Source organism: Streptomyces thermoviolaceus (assembly GCF_045209695.1).
Taxonomy (GTDB): domain Bacteria; phylum Actinomycetota; class Actinomycetes; order Streptomycetales; family Streptomycetaceae; genus Streptomyces; species Streptomyces thermoviolaceus.
The window spans coordinates 4,444,162-4,460,320 of record NZ_CP109280.1 but is presented as its reverse complement, the minus strand read 5'-3'; the positions used below and the strand labels follow the sequence as shown (position 1 = coordinate 4,460,320).

General features: G+C 72.5%; 10 protein-coding genes. 5 read left to right on the top strand and 5 right to left on the bottom strand.

Annotated features, from left to right (window positions below; all coding sequences use genetic code 11):
• Nucleotides 1-92 precede the first annotated feature (92 nt).
• On the bottom strand, nucleotides 93-1,367 hold the full coding sequence (locus OG899_RS19435; protein WP_125496279.1) for an extracellular solute-binding protein: 1,275 nt from the start codon (nucleotides 1,365-1,367) through the stop codon (nucleotides 93-95).
• A gap of 378 nt (nucleotides 1,368-1,745) precedes the next feature.
• Here OG899_RS19435 and OG899_RS19430 point away from each other — a divergent pair, with 378 nt between their 5' ends.
• Nucleotides 1,746-2,765, top strand: coding sequence for a LacI family DNA-binding transcriptional regulator (locus OG899_RS19430; RefSeq protein ID WP_189427529.1), 1,020 nt, complete (start codon nucleotides 1,746-1,748; stop codon nucleotides 2,763-2,765).
• Between the two features lie 58 nt (nucleotides 2,766-2,823).
• Nucleotides 2,824-3,630 carry a phosphatase PAP2 family protein gene (locus OG899_RS19425; RefSeq protein WP_189427528.1) on the top strand — a complete coding sequence of 269 codons (807 nt, stop codon included), beginning with the start codon at nucleotides 2,824-2,826 and terminating at the stop codon, nucleotides 3,628-3,630.
• A 79-nt stretch (nucleotides 3,631-3,709) separates the two neighbouring features.
• On the opposite strand, the gene OG899_RS19420 is transcribed toward OG899_RS19425, so the two are convergent.
• The gene (locus OG899_RS19420) at nucleotides 3,710-6,727 is read right to left on the bottom strand and encodes a bifunctional [glutamine synthetase] adenylyltransferase/[glutamine synthetase]-adenylyl-L-tyrosine phosphorylase (protein WP_168131113.1); all 3,018 of its coding nucleotides are present in this window, start codon (nucleotides 6,725-6,727) and stop codon (nucleotides 3,710-3,712) included.
• 178 nt (nucleotides 6,728-6,905) lie between these two features.
• Nucleotides 6,906-8,267 (bottom strand): type I glutamate--ammonia ligase, encoded by a 1,362-nt coding sequence (glnA, locus tag OG899_RS19415; RefSeq protein WP_125496283.1) that lies wholly within the window; start codon nucleotides 8,265-8,267, stop codon nucleotides 6,906-6,908.
• 377 nt (nucleotides 8,268-8,644) lie between these two features.
• Between glnA and OG899_RS19410 the strand changes: the two genes are divergently transcribed.
• Nucleotides 8,645-9,835, top strand: a complete 1,191-nt coding sequence (locus OG899_RS19410; RefSeq protein ID WP_125496284.1) for a globin domain-containing protein — start codon at nucleotides 8,645-8,647, stop codon at nucleotides 9,833-9,835.
• Nucleotides 9,836-9,931: 96 nt separating this feature from the next.
• Here the strand turns inward: OG899_RS19410 and OG899_RS19405 are convergent, their stop codons facing one another.
• Nucleotides 9,932-10,375 (bottom strand): Rrf2 family transcriptional regulator, encoded by a 444-nt coding sequence (locus OG899_RS19405; RefSeq protein ID WP_125496285.1) that lies wholly within the window; start codon nucleotides 10,373-10,375, stop codon nucleotides 9,932-9,934.
• 646 nt (nucleotides 10,376-11,021) lie between these two features.
• Here OG899_RS19405 and OG899_RS19400 point away from each other — a divergent pair.
• The gene (locus OG899_RS19400; protein WP_189427527.1) at nucleotides 11,022-12,962 is read left to right on the top strand and encodes a protease pro-enzyme activation domain-containing protein; all 1,941 of its coding nucleotides are present in this window, start codon (nucleotides 11,022-11,024) and stop codon (nucleotides 12,960-12,962) included.
• Nucleotides 12,963-13,138: 176 nt separating this feature from the next.
• Complete coding sequence (locus tag OG899_RS19395) at nucleotides 13,139-14,893, top strand: NAD+ synthase (protein WP_168131110.1); 1,755 nt, start codon at nucleotides 13,139-13,141, stop codon at nucleotides 14,891-14,893.
• Between the two features lie 174 nt (nucleotides 14,894-15,067).
• On the opposite strand, the gene panB is transcribed toward OG899_RS19395, so the two are convergent.
• Nucleotides 15,068-15,934, bottom strand: coding sequence for a 3-methyl-2-oxobutanoate hydroxymethyltransferase (gene panB, locus OG899_RS19390; RefSeq protein WP_125496288.1), 867 nt, complete (start codon nucleotides 15,932-15,934; stop codon nucleotides 15,068-15,070).
• Nucleotides 15,935-16,159: the final 225 nt, after the last annotated feature.

The window sequence follows — 16,159 nt, the reverse complement described above, 5'->3', positions numbered from 1 at the left end:
TTCGACACCTTCTGGGACGTGGCGGGTGGGGCACTCGGTCGCCGGGCCGCCGGAACCTCCCCTCCTCGGTACGGATCCGGCGGCCTACGGCGTCACTCGGTGAAGTCCGGGACCAGCTTGCTGATCGCCAGCTCGACGTTCTTCAGTCCCCGGTCCAGGGACACCTTGCCGTCGGCGATCTTGGGCAGTTCGGTGTCGAGCGGCGTCCACAGCGAGCTGTACTCGGGCAGTGCCGGGCGGGGCCGGGCCGCGGGGAGCACCTTCTGGAAGCCGGCGATGCCCGGGTCGGCCTTGACCTGGTCGGTGTAGGCGTCGGCGCGAGTGGGCAGCGTGGAGTTCTTCAGGGCGATGGTCTCCTGGGCCTTCGCCGAGGTCATGAACCGCACGAAGGTCAGCGCCGCCTGCTGGTGGGCCTTGTCGGAGCCGGCGTAGACGGACAGGTTGTGGCCGCCGGTCGGTGCGCCGGCCTTGCCGGTGGAGCCGGCCGGGACGGTGGCGATGCCGAGGTTGTTCTTGTCCTTGAAGGCGCTGCCCTTGTAGAAGTTGGTGATCTCCCAGGGCCCCTCGATGGTCATGGCGACCTTGCCGTTGACGAAGGCGTCCTGGCGGTGGGCGTAGGAGTCGGCGGTGGTGTCCGCCTTGTGCAGGCCCTTGCCGGTGAACAGGCCGAGCCAGGTGCCGTACGCCTTCTTCGCGGGCTCGGACCGCACGGTGATCTTCTTGGCGGCGGCGTCGACGGTGTCGGTGCCCTCGCCGAAGAGGAACGGCTCGGCGTAGTAACCCTTCTCCGATCCCCAGAAGCCGTCGACGCCCGTCCTGTCCTTGATCTGCGCGGCGTCCGCCTTGAGTTCGTCCCACGTGCGGGGCGGCTCGCTGATCCCGGCCTTGCGCAACAGGTCCTTGTTGTAGACCAGGGCCAGGGTGTCGGTGACCAGCGGCACGCCGTAGGTCTTGCCCTCGTACTGGGCCTGCTGGAGCAGGCTGGGCTGGAAGGCGTCCTTGTCGGCGAGCGCCTCGGTGCCGTCCAGCGGCAGGAAGTAGCCCTTCTTGGCGAACGCGGGGGTCCAGCCGACCTCGGAGCGCAGCACGTCCGGGGCGCCGCTGGCACCGGCGGCGGTGTCGAACTTGTTCTCCGCCTGGTCGAAGGGGACGTTGACGTAGTTGACCTTGATGTCCTTGTGCGCGGCCTCGAACTGCTCGACCAGGGCCTGGTACGTCGGCGCCTCGTTGGTGGCGTTGGAGGTGTCCCACCAGGTGATGGTGACGGGACCACCGGACTTGCCGCTGCCGCTGTCGCCTGAGCCGCAGGCCGTCGCCGCGAGGACGAGGGACGCCACCAGCGCGGTGGCCGCTGTGCCACGCCGCATGAGTTCTCCTTGAGGGTGAAAGCCCGAGTCGTGCCGACCGCTTCCCACTGCCGTCGGGCGACGTGAACGTAACAGCGATGCAACGCGGACGAAAGACCTTGCAGAAAAAAACCGCAAGAATTCTTCGCAGCACCCAGGTCCCACCGCGCCCGGCCGCTCGGACGTGACCGTTTCTCGACCGGGACGAGACCGCTGTGAGACCGTTTTTCCCGGCAACAGCGCACGGCTCGATCACTTTGTGCAAGACTCTGCAAGAACTTGCCGCCGAGCGCACGAGGGAGCGCGATGACGCACCAGCCCGCAGCAGGACGTCCCGCCACCCGCCCCCGGCGTGCGAGCGGTGCGCGAGCAGGCGCGCGGCCGGTACAGTCACCTGGTGTGACCACACGGCTTGCCGACATCGCCGCGCAGGCGGGGGTGAGCGAAGCGACCGTCAGCCGGGTCCTGAACGGCAAGCCCGGCGTCGCCGCCACCACCCGTCAGTCCGTGCTGGCCGCCCTCGACGTGCTGGGCTACGAGCGCCCGGTGCGGCTGCGGCAGCGCAGCGAGGGCCTGGTGGGGCTGATCACCCCGGAGCTGGAGAACCCGATCTTCCCGGCGCTCGCGCAGGTCATCGGCCAGGCACTCACCCGCCAGGGCTACACCCCGGTGCTGGCCACCCAGACCCCCGGCGGGTCCACGGAGGACGAGCTGACCGAGATGCTGGTGGACCGCGGCGTCGCGGGCATCATCTACGTCTCCGGGCTGCACGCGGACACCAGCGCCGACATGGAGCGCTACGAGCGGCTGCGCGCCCGCCAGGTGCCGTTCGTACTGGTCGACGGCTTCTCCCCGAAGGTGCAGGCCCCGTTCATCTCCCCCGACGACCGCGCGGCCATGACCCTCGCCGTCACCCACCTCGTCTCACTGGGCCACACCCGGATCGGGCTGGCGCTCGGCCCGAAGCGGTTCGTGCCGGTGCAGCGCAAGATCGAGGGGTTCGTCAAGGCCATGCAGGACCAGCTCGGCCTGTCCCCGCAGACCGTCGAGGCGGAGCTGATCCAGCACTCCCTGTACACCCTGGAGGGCGGCCAGGCCGCCGCGACGCCACTGATCGAACGGCAGTGCACGGCCATCGTCTGCGCCAGCGACATGATGGCGCTCGGCGCGATACGGGCGGCGCGGCAGCGGGGACTTCAGGTGCCGCAGGACGTGTCCGTCGTCGGCTTCGACGACTCCACCCTGATCGCCTTCACGGATCCGCCGCTGACCACCGTCCGCAAGCCGGTCCCGGCGATGGGGCAGGCCGCGGTGCGCACGCTGCTGGAGGAGATCGCCGGCACCCCCGCCCCGCACAGCGAGTTCGTGTTCATGCCCGAGCTGGTGGTGCGCGGCTCCACGGCCTCGGTCCCGCGCTGACCGGATCACGACCCGTCATCTGCTGGGCCCCGGACCGCTTCTGGCACACTCTGTGCCCATGGGCGACACGACCGTGACACAGGTCCCCGGGCAGGAGCCGGTCACGCCCAGCCGCCGGCGGCTGCGCGCCCCGCACCCTCCCCGTCTGTGGTTCGAGGTCCTGCTGATCGCGGTCAGCTACTGGACGTACTCGCTGATCCGCAACGCGGTCCCGGAGCAGAAGGCCAAGGCCCTGGCCAACGCCGCCCGGGTGTGGCATGCCGAACAGCAGCTGGGCATCGCCGTGGAGAAGACCGTCAACCACGCGGTGAACTCGGTGACCTGGCTGATCGTCGGGATGAACTACTACTACGCCACCCTGCACTTCGTGGTCACGGTCGGCGTCCTGGTCTGGCTCTACCGCAGTCATCCCGGTCGCTACGCGGCGAGCCGTCTGGCCCTCTTCGCCACCACGGCACTGGCGCTGCTCGGCTACTGGCTCTACCCGCTGGCCCCGCCGCGCCTGATGCCCGGCGCCGGCTTCGTCGACACCGTCCAGGTGCACCACACCTGGGGGTCGATGGCCTCCGGCGACCTGCAGCACATGTCCAACCAGTACGCCGCGATGCCCTCGATGCACATCGGCTGGTCCCTGTGGTGCGGGCTGACGGTCTGCGCGCTGACCGGGATCGTGTGGCTGCGGGTCCTGGCCGTGCTGTACCCCACGATGACCCTGGTGGTGATCGTCGCCACCGCCAACCACTTCTGGCTGGACGCGGCGGGCGGCGCCCTGTGCCTGGCCGCGGGCTGCACCGTGGCCCGGCTGTGGTACGGGGCGCTGCCACAGGCCCTGCCGAGGACGGCCTTGCAACCTGCCTCAGGCTGATGCCGCCCCGCCCGGCGGGCGGCGGGACGACCGTCGGCCACCGTGGTGCAAAGTAACCGTGGTCTGCGAGCCGTGGTCCTCAGGAACCGTAGAACAGGTCCTCCACCACGCTGCGGGCCCGGCGCGCGGTCCGCCGGTAGGCGTCCAGCATGTCGCCCACGTGACCGGGACCGTAGCCGAGGTACCGGCCCACCGCGGCCAGGTCCCGCGGCTGGGTGGGGAACGTGTCCGAGGCGCGTCCCCGCACCAGCATCACCGCGTTGCGCACCCGCGTGGCCAGCACCCAGGCCTCGTCCAGGATCGCGGCCTCGTCCTCGGCCACCAGCCCGGCCCCGGCGGCCGCCGCCAGCGCCGCCCGGGTCCGCGTGGTGCGCAGCCCGGGCACCTCGGCCGCGTGCCGCAACTGCAGCAGCTGCACGGTCCACTCCACGTCGGACAGGCCGCCCGGACCGAGCTTGGTGTGCAGCTTGGGGTCGGCGCCCCGCGGCAGCCGCTCCGCCTCCATGCGCGCCTTGAGCCGCCGGATCTCGCGCACCGCGTCGGTGCCGAGCCCGCCCTGCGGGTACCGCAGCGGGTCGATCAGCTCGACGAACCGCCGCCCGAGGTCCTCGTCGCCGGCCACCGGCTCCGCTCGCAGCAGCGCCTGCGCCTCCCACACCAGCGACCACCGCCGGTAGTACGCCGCGTACGAGGTCAGGGTGCGCACCAGCGGACCGGACCTGCCCTCGGGCCGCAGATCGGCGTCGATCAGCAGAGGCGGATCCGCGCTCGGCGCCTGCAGCAGCCGCCGCATCTCGGCGACCACCCGGTTGGCCGCCTGGCTCGCCTCCCGCTCGTCCACGCCCTCGCGCGGCTCGTGCACGAACAGCACGTCCGCGTCGGAGCCGTAGCCGAGTTCGTGCCCGCCGAACCGCCCCATGCCGATGATCGCGAACCGGGTGGGCAGGGTGTCCCCCCACACCTCGCGCACCACCGCGCGCAGGGTGCCGGCCAGGGTCGCCGCGGTCAGGTCGGACACCGCGGCGCCGACCCGGTCGACGAGGGCGCCCTGGTCGGCCTCGGCGGGCCGGGTCTCGGTGCCGTAGGAGCCGATGATGTCGGCGGCGGCGGTGCGGAACAGCTCCCGGCGCCGCACCCCGCGCGCGGCCGTCACCCCCTGCTCGGCGCTCTCCGCGCGGCCGACCGCGGCCAGCACCTCCTGCTCCAGCTGAGCCCGTCCGCGCGGTGCCAGGCCGGAGCCGTCCCCGGTGCCGTCGCCGAGCAGCGCGACCGCCTCCGGGGCGCGCATCAGCAGGTCGGGGGCGAGCCTTCCGGCGGACAGCACCCGGGCGAGGTTCTCCGCGGCGGCACCCTCGTCGCGCAGCAGCCGCAGGTACCACGGGGTCTTGCCGAGCGCGTCGGAGACCTTGCGGAAGTTCAGCAGCCCGGCGTCGGGGTCGGCGGAGTCGGCGAACCAGCCCAGCAGCACCGGCAGCAGCGTCCGCTGGATCGCGGCCCTGCGGGTCACCCCGGAGGCCAGCGCCTCCAGGTGCCGCAGCGCCGCCGCGGGGTCGGCGTATCCGAGGGCGACCAGGCGTTCCCGCGCCGCCTCGGGGCTCAACCGGGCCTCGCCCGGGGCGAGCTGGGCGACGGCGTCCAGCAGCGGCCGGTAGAACAGCTTCTCGTGCAGCCGGCGGACGACACCGGTGTGGCGGCGCCAGGCGCGGGTGAGTTCGGTGACCGGGTCGGCGCGCAGGCCCAGCGAACGGCCCAGACGGCGCAGCCCGGCCTCGTCCGCGGGCAGCAGATGGGTGCGGCGCAGCTGGTAGAGCTGGATGCGGTGCTCGACGAACCGCAGGAAGCGGTAGGACTCGGCGAGCTGGTCGGCGTCGGCGCGGCCGACGTAACCGCCGGCGGCCAGGGCCTTCAGCGCGTCCAGGGTGGTGCCGCTGCGCAGCGAGGGGTCGGCCCGGCCGTGCACCAGCTGCAGCAGCTGCACGGCGAACTCCACGTCCCGCAGGCCGCCCGGCCCGAGCTTCAGTTCCCGCTCGACCTCGTCGGCGGGGATGTTCTCCACCACGCGGCGGCGCATCCGCTGCACGTCCGCGACGAAGTTCTCCCGCTCGGCGGCCTGCCACACCAGCGGGGCGAGCGCCTCGACGTACCGTCGGCCCAGCTCGGCGTCGCCGGCGACCGGGCGGGCCTTGAGCAGCGCCTGGAACTCCCAGGTCTTCGCCCACCGCTGGTAGTACGCCAGGTGGCTGCTGAGCGTCCGCACCAGCGGCCCGTTGCGGCCCTCGGGCCGCAGGTTGGCGTCGACCGGCCAGATGGAGCCCTCGACGGTGGTCTCGGAGCAGATCCGCATCAGGTGCGAGGCCAGCCGGGTGGCGGCCCGCAGCGCCTTGGTCTCGTCGCCCGGCTCGCCGTCGGCGCCGGGGGCGGGCTCGGCGACGAAGATGACGTCGACGTCGGAGACGTAGTTCAGCTCGTGGCCGCCGCACTTGCCCATGGCGATCACGGCGAGCCGGCACCGCTCGGCGTCCTCGGGCGCGGCGGCGCACGCGATGCGCAGCGCGGCCCGCAGCGTGGCGGTGGCCAGGTCGGCCAGCTCGGCGGCGGTCTCGACGACGCCGATGGTGCCGCACACGTCCCGGGCGGCGATGGACAGCAGGCAGCGGCGGTAGGCGACCCGCAGCGAGACGGGGTCGTCGGCGTCGGCGAGCCCGCGTTCGAAGTCCGCCACGTCCCGGTGCAGGTCGCGGGGCTCGTAGGTGACCAGGGCGTGCCAGTCTCCGGCGTGCCGGGCGAGGTGGTCGCCGAGCGCGGCGGACGCGCCGAGCACCCCGAGCAGCCGGTCCCGCAGCGGCTTGGACGCTATCAGCGTGTCGAACAGCTCCCGGCGCGCGGTCGGTGTCGGCTGCGCCTCCAGCAGCCGCACCAGCCCGTGCAGGGCGAGGTCGGGATCGGCGGTGGCCCCCAGCGCCTCCAGCAGCACCGGGTCGCTGCGCACCGCGCTCAGCTCGGGGGTCTCCAGCAGCTTCTCGGCGGCGGAGGGGTCGGTGAATCCGTGCCGCAGCAGCCGTGTGAAGGTACTGCTCCTGCGCCCCGGCGCCGTCATCCCCGGCCTCCCGTCGGATCAAGGTCGTCCTGGCCAGAGCCTAACGGCTCATCACCGCGCCGACGCGGCAACGGTCGGCCACTCCGCCCGGGCGGCGGCCCGGCTCGGTGCGGGAGGCGGCCGTGCCGACCGTCGGGGCCGGTGCGGCAGACACCGTCCGCCGGACCTGTCTGCCCCGCTACATCACCGGCAGATGCTTGCGCAGCTCGAACGCGGTGACCTCGCTGCGGTACTCCTCCCACTCCTGCCGCTTGTTGCGCAGGAAGAAGTCGAAGACGTGCTCGCCGAGGGTCTCGGCGACCAGGTCGCTGCCCTCCATCAGGGTCAGGGCCTCGCCGAGGTTCTGCGGCAGGGGTTCGATGCCCAGGGCGCGGCGCTCGGCGTCGGACAGGGCCCACACGTCGTCCTCGGCGCCCGGCGGCAGCTCGTAGCCCTCCTCGATGCCCTTCAGGCCGGCGGCCAGCAGGACGGCGTAGGCCAGGTAGGGGTTGGCGCCGGAGTCCAGGGAGCGGACCTCGACGCGGGCCGAGCCGGTCTTGCCGGGCTTGTACATCGGGACACGGACCAGGGCCGAGCGGTTGTTGTGGCCCCAGCAGATGTAGGAGGGGGCCTCGCCGCCGGCGCCCGCGGTGCGCTCGGTGCCGCCCCAGATGCGCTTGTAGCTGTTCACCCACTGGTTGGTGACCGCGCTGATCTCGCCGGCGTGCCGGAGCAGGCCCGCGATGAAGGAGCGGCCGACCTTGGAGAGCTGGTACTCGGCCCCGGACTCGTAGAAGGCGTTGCGGTCGCCCTCGAACAGGGACAGGTGCGAGTGCATCCCGGAGCCGGGGTACTCCGAGAACGGCTTCGGCATGAACGTCGCGTGCAGGCCCTGCTCCAGCGCCACCTGCTTCATCACCAGGCGGAAGGTCATGATGTTGTCCGCCGTGGACAGGGCGTCGGCGTAGCGCAGGTCGATCTCCTGCTGGCCGGGGGCGCCCTCGTGGTGGGAGAACTCCACCGAGATGCCCATCGACTCCAGCATGGTGATCGCCTGGCGGCGGAAGTCCATGCCGACGGCCTGGGGGGTGTGGTCGAAGTAGCCGGAGTTGTCGGCGGGGGTCGGACGGGTGCCGTCCAGCGGGCGGTCCTTCAGCAGGAAGAACTCGATCTCCGGGTGGGTGTAGAAGGTGAAGCCCAGGTCGGAGGTGCGGGCCAGGGCCCGCTTGAGGACATAGCGGGGGTCGGCGAAGGAGGGCGAGCCGTCCGGCATGAGGATGTCGCAGAACATGCGGGCGGTTCCGGGGGCCTCGGCACGCCAGGGCAGGATCTGGAACGTGGAGGGGTCGGGCTTGGCGATCATGTCGGACTCGTAGACCCGGGCGAAGCCCTCGATGGCGCTGCCGTCGAAGCCGATGCCCTCGTCGAAGGCCTGTTCCAGCTCGGCGGGAGCCACGGCGACCGACTTCAGGAAGCCCAGGACGTCCGTGAACCACAGACGTACGAACCGGATGTCGCGCTCCTCCAGTGTCCGGAGCACGAACTCCTGCTGCTTGTCCATTTCCGCTTCCCCATCCTTGCTGGTCAGGCCGCCCGGACCCGCGAGCCGCGGGAGGCGGCCGGGCACACACCGAGCATCACACCACACGACGGTTTCGCGCGCGTTGCGCACCATGGTCCATTCGTCGTCCCCGGCCGGAACGACGGTGGTCCGGTGGACCGCTCCGGGCGTGCGGTGCCGCTGCCCTGCCGCCCATCTTGCCTCCTGCGCACCGTGTGTGTAACGGCCGTGCGGCATCCGGGCCGCCGAGCGGGCGCGCGACCGGGGCGCGGGCTGCTCACGGCGTGAGCGACACCACCTCCGTTTAATTTGCATCCACGATTCCAATTTATCTACGGTTCCGCCCAGACGAGCGTTCGAGCCCGGAGGAGTCCACGATGCTGTCCGACCAGTCAGCAGCCGTCGTCCGCGCCACCCTGCCGGCGGTCGGCGCGGCCATAGAGGAGATCACCGAGCGGTTCTACGCCCGGCTGTTCGACGCCCACCCCGAACTGCTGCGCGACCTGTTCAACCGCGGCAACCAGGCCTCGGGCACCCAGAAGCAGGCCCTCGCCGGTTCCATCGCCGCCTTCGCCACCCACCTGGTGGACCACCCCGACCAGCGGCCCGATGCGATGCTGCAGCGCATCGCCCACAAGCACGCCTCGCTCGGGGTCCTGCCGGAGCAGTACCCGGTCGTCCACGAGCACCTGTTCGCCGCCATCGCCGAGGTCCTCGGCGACGCGGTCACCGAGGAGGTCGCCGCCGCCTGGACCGAGGTGTACTGGCTGATGGCCAATGCGCTCATCGCCCTGGAGAAGCGGCTGTACGAGCAGAGCCGGCAGACCGGCTGGCGCGAGTGGAAGGTCGTGGAGCGGATCGAGGAGACCGCCGACGTCGTCACCTTCCGGCTGCGCCCCGTCGACGACGGCCCGGTGCCCGGCTACCGCGCCGGCCAGTACGTCTCCGTCGGCGTCACCCTTCCGGACGGCGCCCGGCAGATCCGCCAGTACAGCCTGACCGCGGCCCCCGGCTCGCCGGTGCGGCAGTTCGCCGTCAAGCGGGTGACCGGCGACGCGACCACCCCCGACGGCGAGGTCTCCACCCATCTGCACGCCCATGTGCACGTGGGCGACGTGCTCCAGCTGTCCGCCCCGTACGGCGACCTCGTCCTCGAGGACACCGGCGCGCCGCTGCTGCTGGCCTCCGCCGGCATCGGTGTCACCCCGATGATCGCCATGCTGGAGCAGCTCGCCGCCGACGGTCACGACGCGCCGGTCACCGTGGTGCACGCCGACCGCTCCCCCGCCGCACACGCGCTGCGCGACGAGCACCTGGCCTACGCGGCCAAGCTGCCCCGGGCCGAGACGGTCTTCTTCTACGAGCGGGACGCCGAGGGCGCCGGACGGCCCGGCCTGGCGGACCTGACGGACGTGACGGTGGCGCCGGGCACGCACGCCTACCTGTGCGGCCCGCTGCCCTTCATGCGCGCGGTCCGCGAACAGCTGCTGGCCAAGGGCGTGGCCCCGGCCGACATCCACTACGAGGTCTTCGGCCCCGACCTGTGGCTGGCCCGGCAGGCGGCCTGAGACGACCCGCACCCCGGAGCCGGCCGACGCGGGCGGTCCGCCCCGGGCCGGCTCCGGTGCGACGGGCGACGGACCGGGGGACGGAGGCGGAAGCGGTCAGGACGGCCGACGCGCGGCGGGCAGGCCGAGCAGCAGCGGTCCGGTCGGGGGCGCCACCATGTCGGCGACCGTGAGCGGGTCGAGGCTGGCGTAGAAGGCCTCCTGGGCGCGCCGCAGGGCGCCGCGCAGCCGGCAGTCGGTGTTCAGCGGGCAGGGGGTGGCGCCCTCGCAGTCGGCGACGTCGCCCTCGCCCTCCAGGGACCGTACGAGCCCGCCGACCGACGCGCCGCGGCCCTTCTCGGTCAGGCTCAGCCCGCCGCCGCGACCGCGGCGGGTCTCGACGAGACCGCGGTGCTGGAGTTCGGCGACGACCTTGGCGGCGTGCGTGTACGGCACGCCCATGTCCGCCGCGACCTCGCGGGTCGTGGGGCTCGACTCGCCGGCGACGGCGAGCCGCATCAGGACGCGCAGCGCCATGTCGGTGGAGCGCATCAGCCGCATGCCGCCAGCGTAGATAACAGGAATCTGCGATTCAAAATATGGCGGTCACCGGTCACCCGTCACCCGTCGCCGGTCACCCGTCGCCGGTTCCCTTCACGATCACGGTCGTATCGGCTCCGGGCCCGGGTGCCGGCCCGCCCCGGGAATCGGGACTCGACCGTGGGGCCGGACCTCGGCCGCATCACCGGACCTCGCATCCGGGGCCGCGCCGTTTCCGGGGCCGCGTCCCGGCCAGGGGGTCGGACCCCGGCCCCCGAGGCCGGCCCCGGCCCGGGCGGCGCTTCCCGGACCCGTCTTCCGCCCCTCCCGCCCCGCCGGCACACCACCCACCGGACGACGACCGACCACCGCGCCCCGGCCGCACCGGCCCAACTCCCGTCCGCAGCGGGCGGAACGACGCCCTCCGGCAGCGACGCGACGGAACGCCGCAGGAACGAACCGCTCAATCCCCCGCCAAACGACCGCTCCTGACGGTTCCTTGGCCTTCTCTTGGCCCGCTCATTTCCCTGACATGCACGGTTCATCAGGAAGAGTGGCATTCGATCGTGTGATCCATTCGCTGGGCCGAACCGCCGCGGCCGCTCCGCGGATCACGCGAGGACAACCACTCATTGCGTCAGAGGCGATCCGCATCGCAGGGGGTTACATGAGATCCAACCGCGCCACCGTGCGCGCCGGTGTGAGCCTGGCGGCGACGCTGCCGATGGTCGCCGGAGCGCTGGTGCTCGGCACACCCGCGGCGCACGCCGCCGACCACTCGGGCCGCACCACACTGGCGGGCACCAAGCCCGCGTGGGCGACGGCCACGGCGGACAAGGGCGCCGCCTCCGACAACGCGCGGGTCGACGCCCGGGTGTATCTGGCCGGCCAGGACCCCGAGGGGCTGACCGCGTACGCCAGGGCGGTCGCCGACCCGTCCTCGCCCCAGTACGGCAGGTACCTGACCCCCCGTCAGGCGCAGCAGCGCTTCGGAGCGACCGAGGCGCAGGTGGCCGCCGTGAAGTCGTGGCTGACGTCGGCGGGCCTGAAGGTCACCTCCGTCACCCCGCACTACGTGGCGGTCTCCGGTGACGTGGCCGCCGCCGAGAAGGCGTTCGGCACCCAGCTGCACACCTTCGCCAAGGGCTCGAAGGTCTACCGCGCGCCCGCCCGGGCGGCCTCGGTGCCCGAGAGCGTCAAGGACGCCGTGCTGACCGTCACCGGCCTGGACAACGCGCCGCACAAGGCGAGCCACAAGGACCAGCTGCCGCCGCCGGACGCGGTGTTCAAGAACGCCGGGCCGTTCTCCACCTACCACGGCTCGACCATCGCCACCACCCTGCCCAAGGCGTACGGCCAGAAGATCCCGTACGCGGTCAAGGGCTACACCGGCAAGCAGCTGCGCGCGGCCTACGGGGCCGGCACGTACACCGGCAAGGGCGTGCGGATCGCCATCACCGACGCCTACGCCTCGCCGACCATCGCCTTCGACGCGGCCACCTACGCGAAGAAGAACGGCGACGCGGCCTGGAAGACGGGCCAGCTGCACCAGGTGCTGCCCAACACCTACACCCGGACCGAGGAATGCGGTGCCGCCGGCTGGTACGGCGAGGAGACCCTGGACGTGGAGGCCGTGCACGCGGTCGCCCCGGACGCGGACATCATCTATGTGGGCGCCGCCTCCTGCTACGACGACGACCTGCTCGACTCGCTCAGCAAGATCGTCGACAACCACCTGGCCGACATCGTCTCCAACTCCTGGGGCGACATCGAGGCCAACCAGACGCCGGACCTGGCCGCCGCCTACGACCAGGTGTTCCAGTTCGGCGCGGTGGAGGGCATCGGCTTCTACTTCTCCTCCGGCGACGACGGCGACGAGGTCGCCAACACCGGCACCAAGCAGGTCGACACCCCGGCCAACTCGGCGTGGGTGACCGCGGTCGGCGGCACCTCGCTGGCCGTCGGCAAGGGCGACACGTACCTCTGGGAGACCGGCTGGGGTACCGAGAAGGCGGATCTGGCGGCCGACGGCAAGAGCTGGGAGGGCTTCCCCGGCGCCTACACCTCGGGGGCGGGCGGCGGCACCAGCCGGACCGTGCCGGAGCCGTACTACCAGAAGGGCGTCGTCCCCGACCGGCTGGCCAAGGCCCACAACGCCTCCGGCAACCGTGTGGTGCCGGACATCGCGGCGATCGCCGACCCGAACACCGGCTTCCTCGTCGGCCAGACGCAGACCTTCCCGGACGGCTCGCAGCAGTACAGCGAGTACCGCATCGGCGGCACCTCGCTGGCCGCGCCGGTGATCGCCGGCATCCAGGCGCTCGCCCAGGAGGCCCGCGGCGGCGAGGCGATCGGCTTCGCCAACCCGGCGATCTACGCGAAGTACGGCTCGAAGGTCTACCACGACGTGGTGGACAAGCCGACCGGCAGGAACCTGGCGGTCGCCCGCGTCGACTTCGTCAACGGCGTCGACGACACCGACGGGCTGAGCGTGTCCGTCCGCAGCCTCGGCAAGGACAGCTCGCTCAAGGCCGTCAAGGGCTACGACGACGTCACCGGCGTCGGCTCGCCCGCGAAGGGCTACGTCGAGTCCTACCGGCGGCACTGACCCCCTGACCGGCCGCCCCGGGCGGCCCGGCGCCCGTCCCTTCTCCCCGCGGGACGGGCGCCGTCGCATGCGCCCCGCATCCCCGCGCCGACGCGGTGTGCGGGGCGCCGGCGGGCGTGGGGCGGCCCACACCGGCGGGCCCCTGATCGCGTCGCTCTGACGATTACACTGGCTGCGTGCCTCAACTACGCCTCGCCCTGAACCAGATCGACTCGCGTGTCGGCGACCTCGCCGGGAACGCCGACGCGATCGTCCGCTGGACCCGGAAGTCCGCCGAGCAGGGAGCGCACCTCGCGGCGTTCCCGGAGATGGCGCTGACCGGGTACCCCGTCGAGGACCTGGCCCTGAGGTCGTCCTTCGTGGAGGCCTCCCGTGCCGCGCTGCGCGACCTGGCGGCCCGCCTCGCCGCGGAGGGCCTGGGCGAGCTTCCGGTGATCGTCGGCTACCTGGACCGCAGCGAGACCGCCCAGCCGAAGTACGGCATGCCGGCCGGCGCACCGCAGAACGCGGCGGCGGTGCTGCACCGCGGACAGGTGGTGCTGACCTACGCCAAGCACCACCTGCCGAACTACGGCGTCTTCGACGAGTTCCGGTACTTCGTGCCCGGCGACACCATGCCCGTGCTGCGGGTGCACGGCGTGGACGTGGCCCTGGCCATCTGCGAGGACCTGTGGCAGGACGGCGGCCGTGTCCCGGCCGCGCGCACCGCCCGCGCGGGCCTGCTGCTGTCGGTCAACGCCTCCCCCTACGAGCGGGAGAAGGACGACACCCGGCTGGAGCTGGTCCGCAAGCGGGCCCAGGAGGCCGGCTGCACCACCGCCTATCTCGCCATGGTCGGCGGCCAGGACGAGCTGGTGTTCGACGGGGACTCGATCGTGGTCTCCGCGGACGGCGAGGTGATCGCCCGGGCCCCGCAGTTCACCGAGACCTGTGTCGTCCTCGACCTGACCCTGCCGGCCGCGGCGGCCGACGCCCCGGACGGTGTGGTGGACGACGGGCTGCGCGTGGAGCGCGTGGTGCTGTCCGAGGACCCGCTGCCGCCCTACGAGCCGGAGTACACCGGCGGCTGCGCCGAGCACCTGGACGACGACGCGGAGGTCTACTCGGCGCTGGTCGCGGGGGTGCGGGCGTACGTGCAGAAGAACGGCTTCCGGTCGGTGCTGATCGGCCTGTCCGGCGGCATCGACTCCTCCCTGGTCGCGGCGATCGCCTGCGACGCGGTGGGCGCGGAGAACGTCTACGGCATCTCGATGCCGTCGAAGTACTCCTCGCAGCACTCCAAGGACGACGCGGCCGAGCTGGCGCGGCGCACCGGGCTGCACTTCCGCACCATTCCGATCGAGCCGATGTTCGACGCGTACATGGGCTCCCTCGGTCTGACCGGCCTGGCGGAGGAGAACCTGCAGTCCCGGCTGCGCGGCACCCTGCTGATGGCCGTCTCCAACCAGGAGGGCCACATCGTCCTCGCCCCCGGCAACAAGTCGGAGCTGGCGGTGGGCTACTCCACGCTGTACGGCGACTCGGTGGGCGCCTACGGCCCGATCAAGGACCTGTACAAGACGTCGGTGTTCCGCCTGGCCGCATGGCGCAACCGGGTCGCCGCCGAGCGCGGCGAGACCCCGCCCATCCCGGAGAACTCGATCACCAAGCCGCCGAGCGCCGAGCTGCGCCCGGGCCAGGTCGACACCGACTCCCTGCCGGACTACCCGGTGCTCGACGCGATCCTCGACCTGTACGTCGACCACGACAAGGGCGCGGACGAGATCGTGGCCGCCGGTTTCGACCCCGAGCTGGTCGCCCGGACGCTGCGCATGGTCGACAACGCGGAGTACAAGCGCCGCCAGTACCCGCCGGGGACGAAGATCTCGGCCAAGGGCTTCGGCAAGGACCGCCGCATGCCGGTCACCAACGGCTGGCGCGAGCACGGATAGGACCGGCGCCCGCGGCACGCCGTGACAGAGGGAGCCCCGGCCGACGGGGGACGATCGGCCGGGGCTCCGTGGTGTTTCCGCAGTGGTCTTCGGGCGCGGGGCGGCATCCCGCGGGGTCCGCCGTCCGCGTCGGGCCGGGCGCGGGGGCTCGGCCCGGGCGGACGGAGGGCGTCCTCAGTGGACCGAGTGCTCCTCCAGCGGGAACGTTCCGCCGACGACGTCCTCGGCGTAGGCGCGGGCCGCGTCGCCCATGACCTGGCGCAGGTCGGCGTACTTCTTGACGAACCTCGGCACCCGCCCGCCGGTCAGCCCCAGCATGTCCGTCCACACCAGGACCTGCGCGTCCGTGCGGGGCCCGGCGCCGATGCCGACGGTGGGGATGTGCAGCACCCGCGTCACCTCCGCCGCCAGCTCGGCGGGCACCAGCTCCAGCACCACCGCGAAGGCGCCCGCGTCCTGCACGGACTTCGCGTCGCGCAGCAGCTGCTGGGCGGCCTCCTCGCCGCGCCCCTGGACGCGGTAGCCCATGGCGTGCACGGACTGGGGGGTCAGGCCGATGTGGGCCATCACCGGGATGCCGGACTCCACCAGCAGCCGGATCTGCTCGTGCGAGCGCTCGCCGCCCTCCAGCTTCACGGCGCCCACGCCCGCCTCCTTCACCAGGCGGGTGGCCGACCGCAGCGCCTGCGCCGGGCCCTCCTGGTAGGAGCCGAAGGGCAGGTCGGCCACGATCAGGGCACGCCGGGTGCCGCGGACGACCGCGGCGGACAGCATGGCCATCTGGTCGAGGGTGACGGGCACGGTGGTGTCGTAGCCCAGGTGGCAGTTGCCCGCGGAGTCCCCGACGAGCAGGACCGGGATGCCGGCCTCGTCGAAGACGGAGGCGGTCATCGCGTCGTAGGCGGTGAGCATCGGCCACTTCTCGCCGCGTTCCTTGGCGAGGGCGATGTCGCGGACGGTGATGCGGCGGGTGCCCTTCCCCCCGTACAGCGCCTTGCTGCCGTCGGAGGACTTGTTCTGGGCAGCCGGAAGCTGCGTCATGACAACGGCTCCTTCAGTCATCTCGAGGCGCCCTCACGGCGTCCCCGGACTCGCCTCCATGGTGGCACTTCGTGCCGTGCGGGGCCAGGGGACCCCCACCGGAGACCGCCCGCGGTCCGTGGCCGCGACGGCCCACCCGCCGATCCGTCCGAGGGGTTCTCGGAGCAGATCGTGGACGCCGTGCCGGAAGGACCGCAGCCCGCCGATCCGCCGTCCTTGAGCGGG

Excerpts from the sequence above, each read along its gene's own strand:
- panB (WP_125496288.1), bottom strand. The coding sequence starts at position 15,934 with ATGACGCAGCTTCCGGCTGCCCAGAACAAGTCCTCCGACGGCAGCAAG.
- OG899_RS19420 (WP_168131113.1), bottom strand. The coding sequence starts at position 6,727 with ATGACGGCGCCGGGGCGCAGGAGCAGTACCTTCACACGGCTGCTGCGG.
- glnA (WP_125496283.1), bottom strand. The coding sequence starts at position 8,267 with ATGGACAAGCAGCAGGAGTTCGTGCTCCGGACACTGGAGGAGCGCGAC.
- OG899_RS19405 (WP_125496285.1), bottom strand. The coding sequence starts at position 10,375 with ATGCGGCTGATGCGCTCCACCGACATGGCGCTGCGCGTCCTGATGCGG.
- OG899_RS19435 (WP_125496279.1), bottom strand. The coding sequence starts at position 1,367 with ATGCGGCGTGGCACAGCGGCCACCGCGCTGGTGGCGTCCCTCGTCCTC.
- OG899_RS19410 (WP_125496284.1), top strand. The coding sequence starts at position 8,645 with ATGCTGTCCGACCAGTCAGCAGCCGTCGTCCGCGCCACCCTGCCGGCG.
- OG899_RS19425 (WP_189427528.1), top strand. The coding sequence starts at position 2,824 with ATGGGCGACACGACCGTGACACAGGTCCCCGGGCAGGAGCCGGTCACG.
- OG899_RS19400 (WP_189427527.1), top strand. The coding sequence starts at position 11,022 with ATGAGATCCAACCGCGCCACCGTGCGCGCCGGTGTGAGCCTGGCGGCG.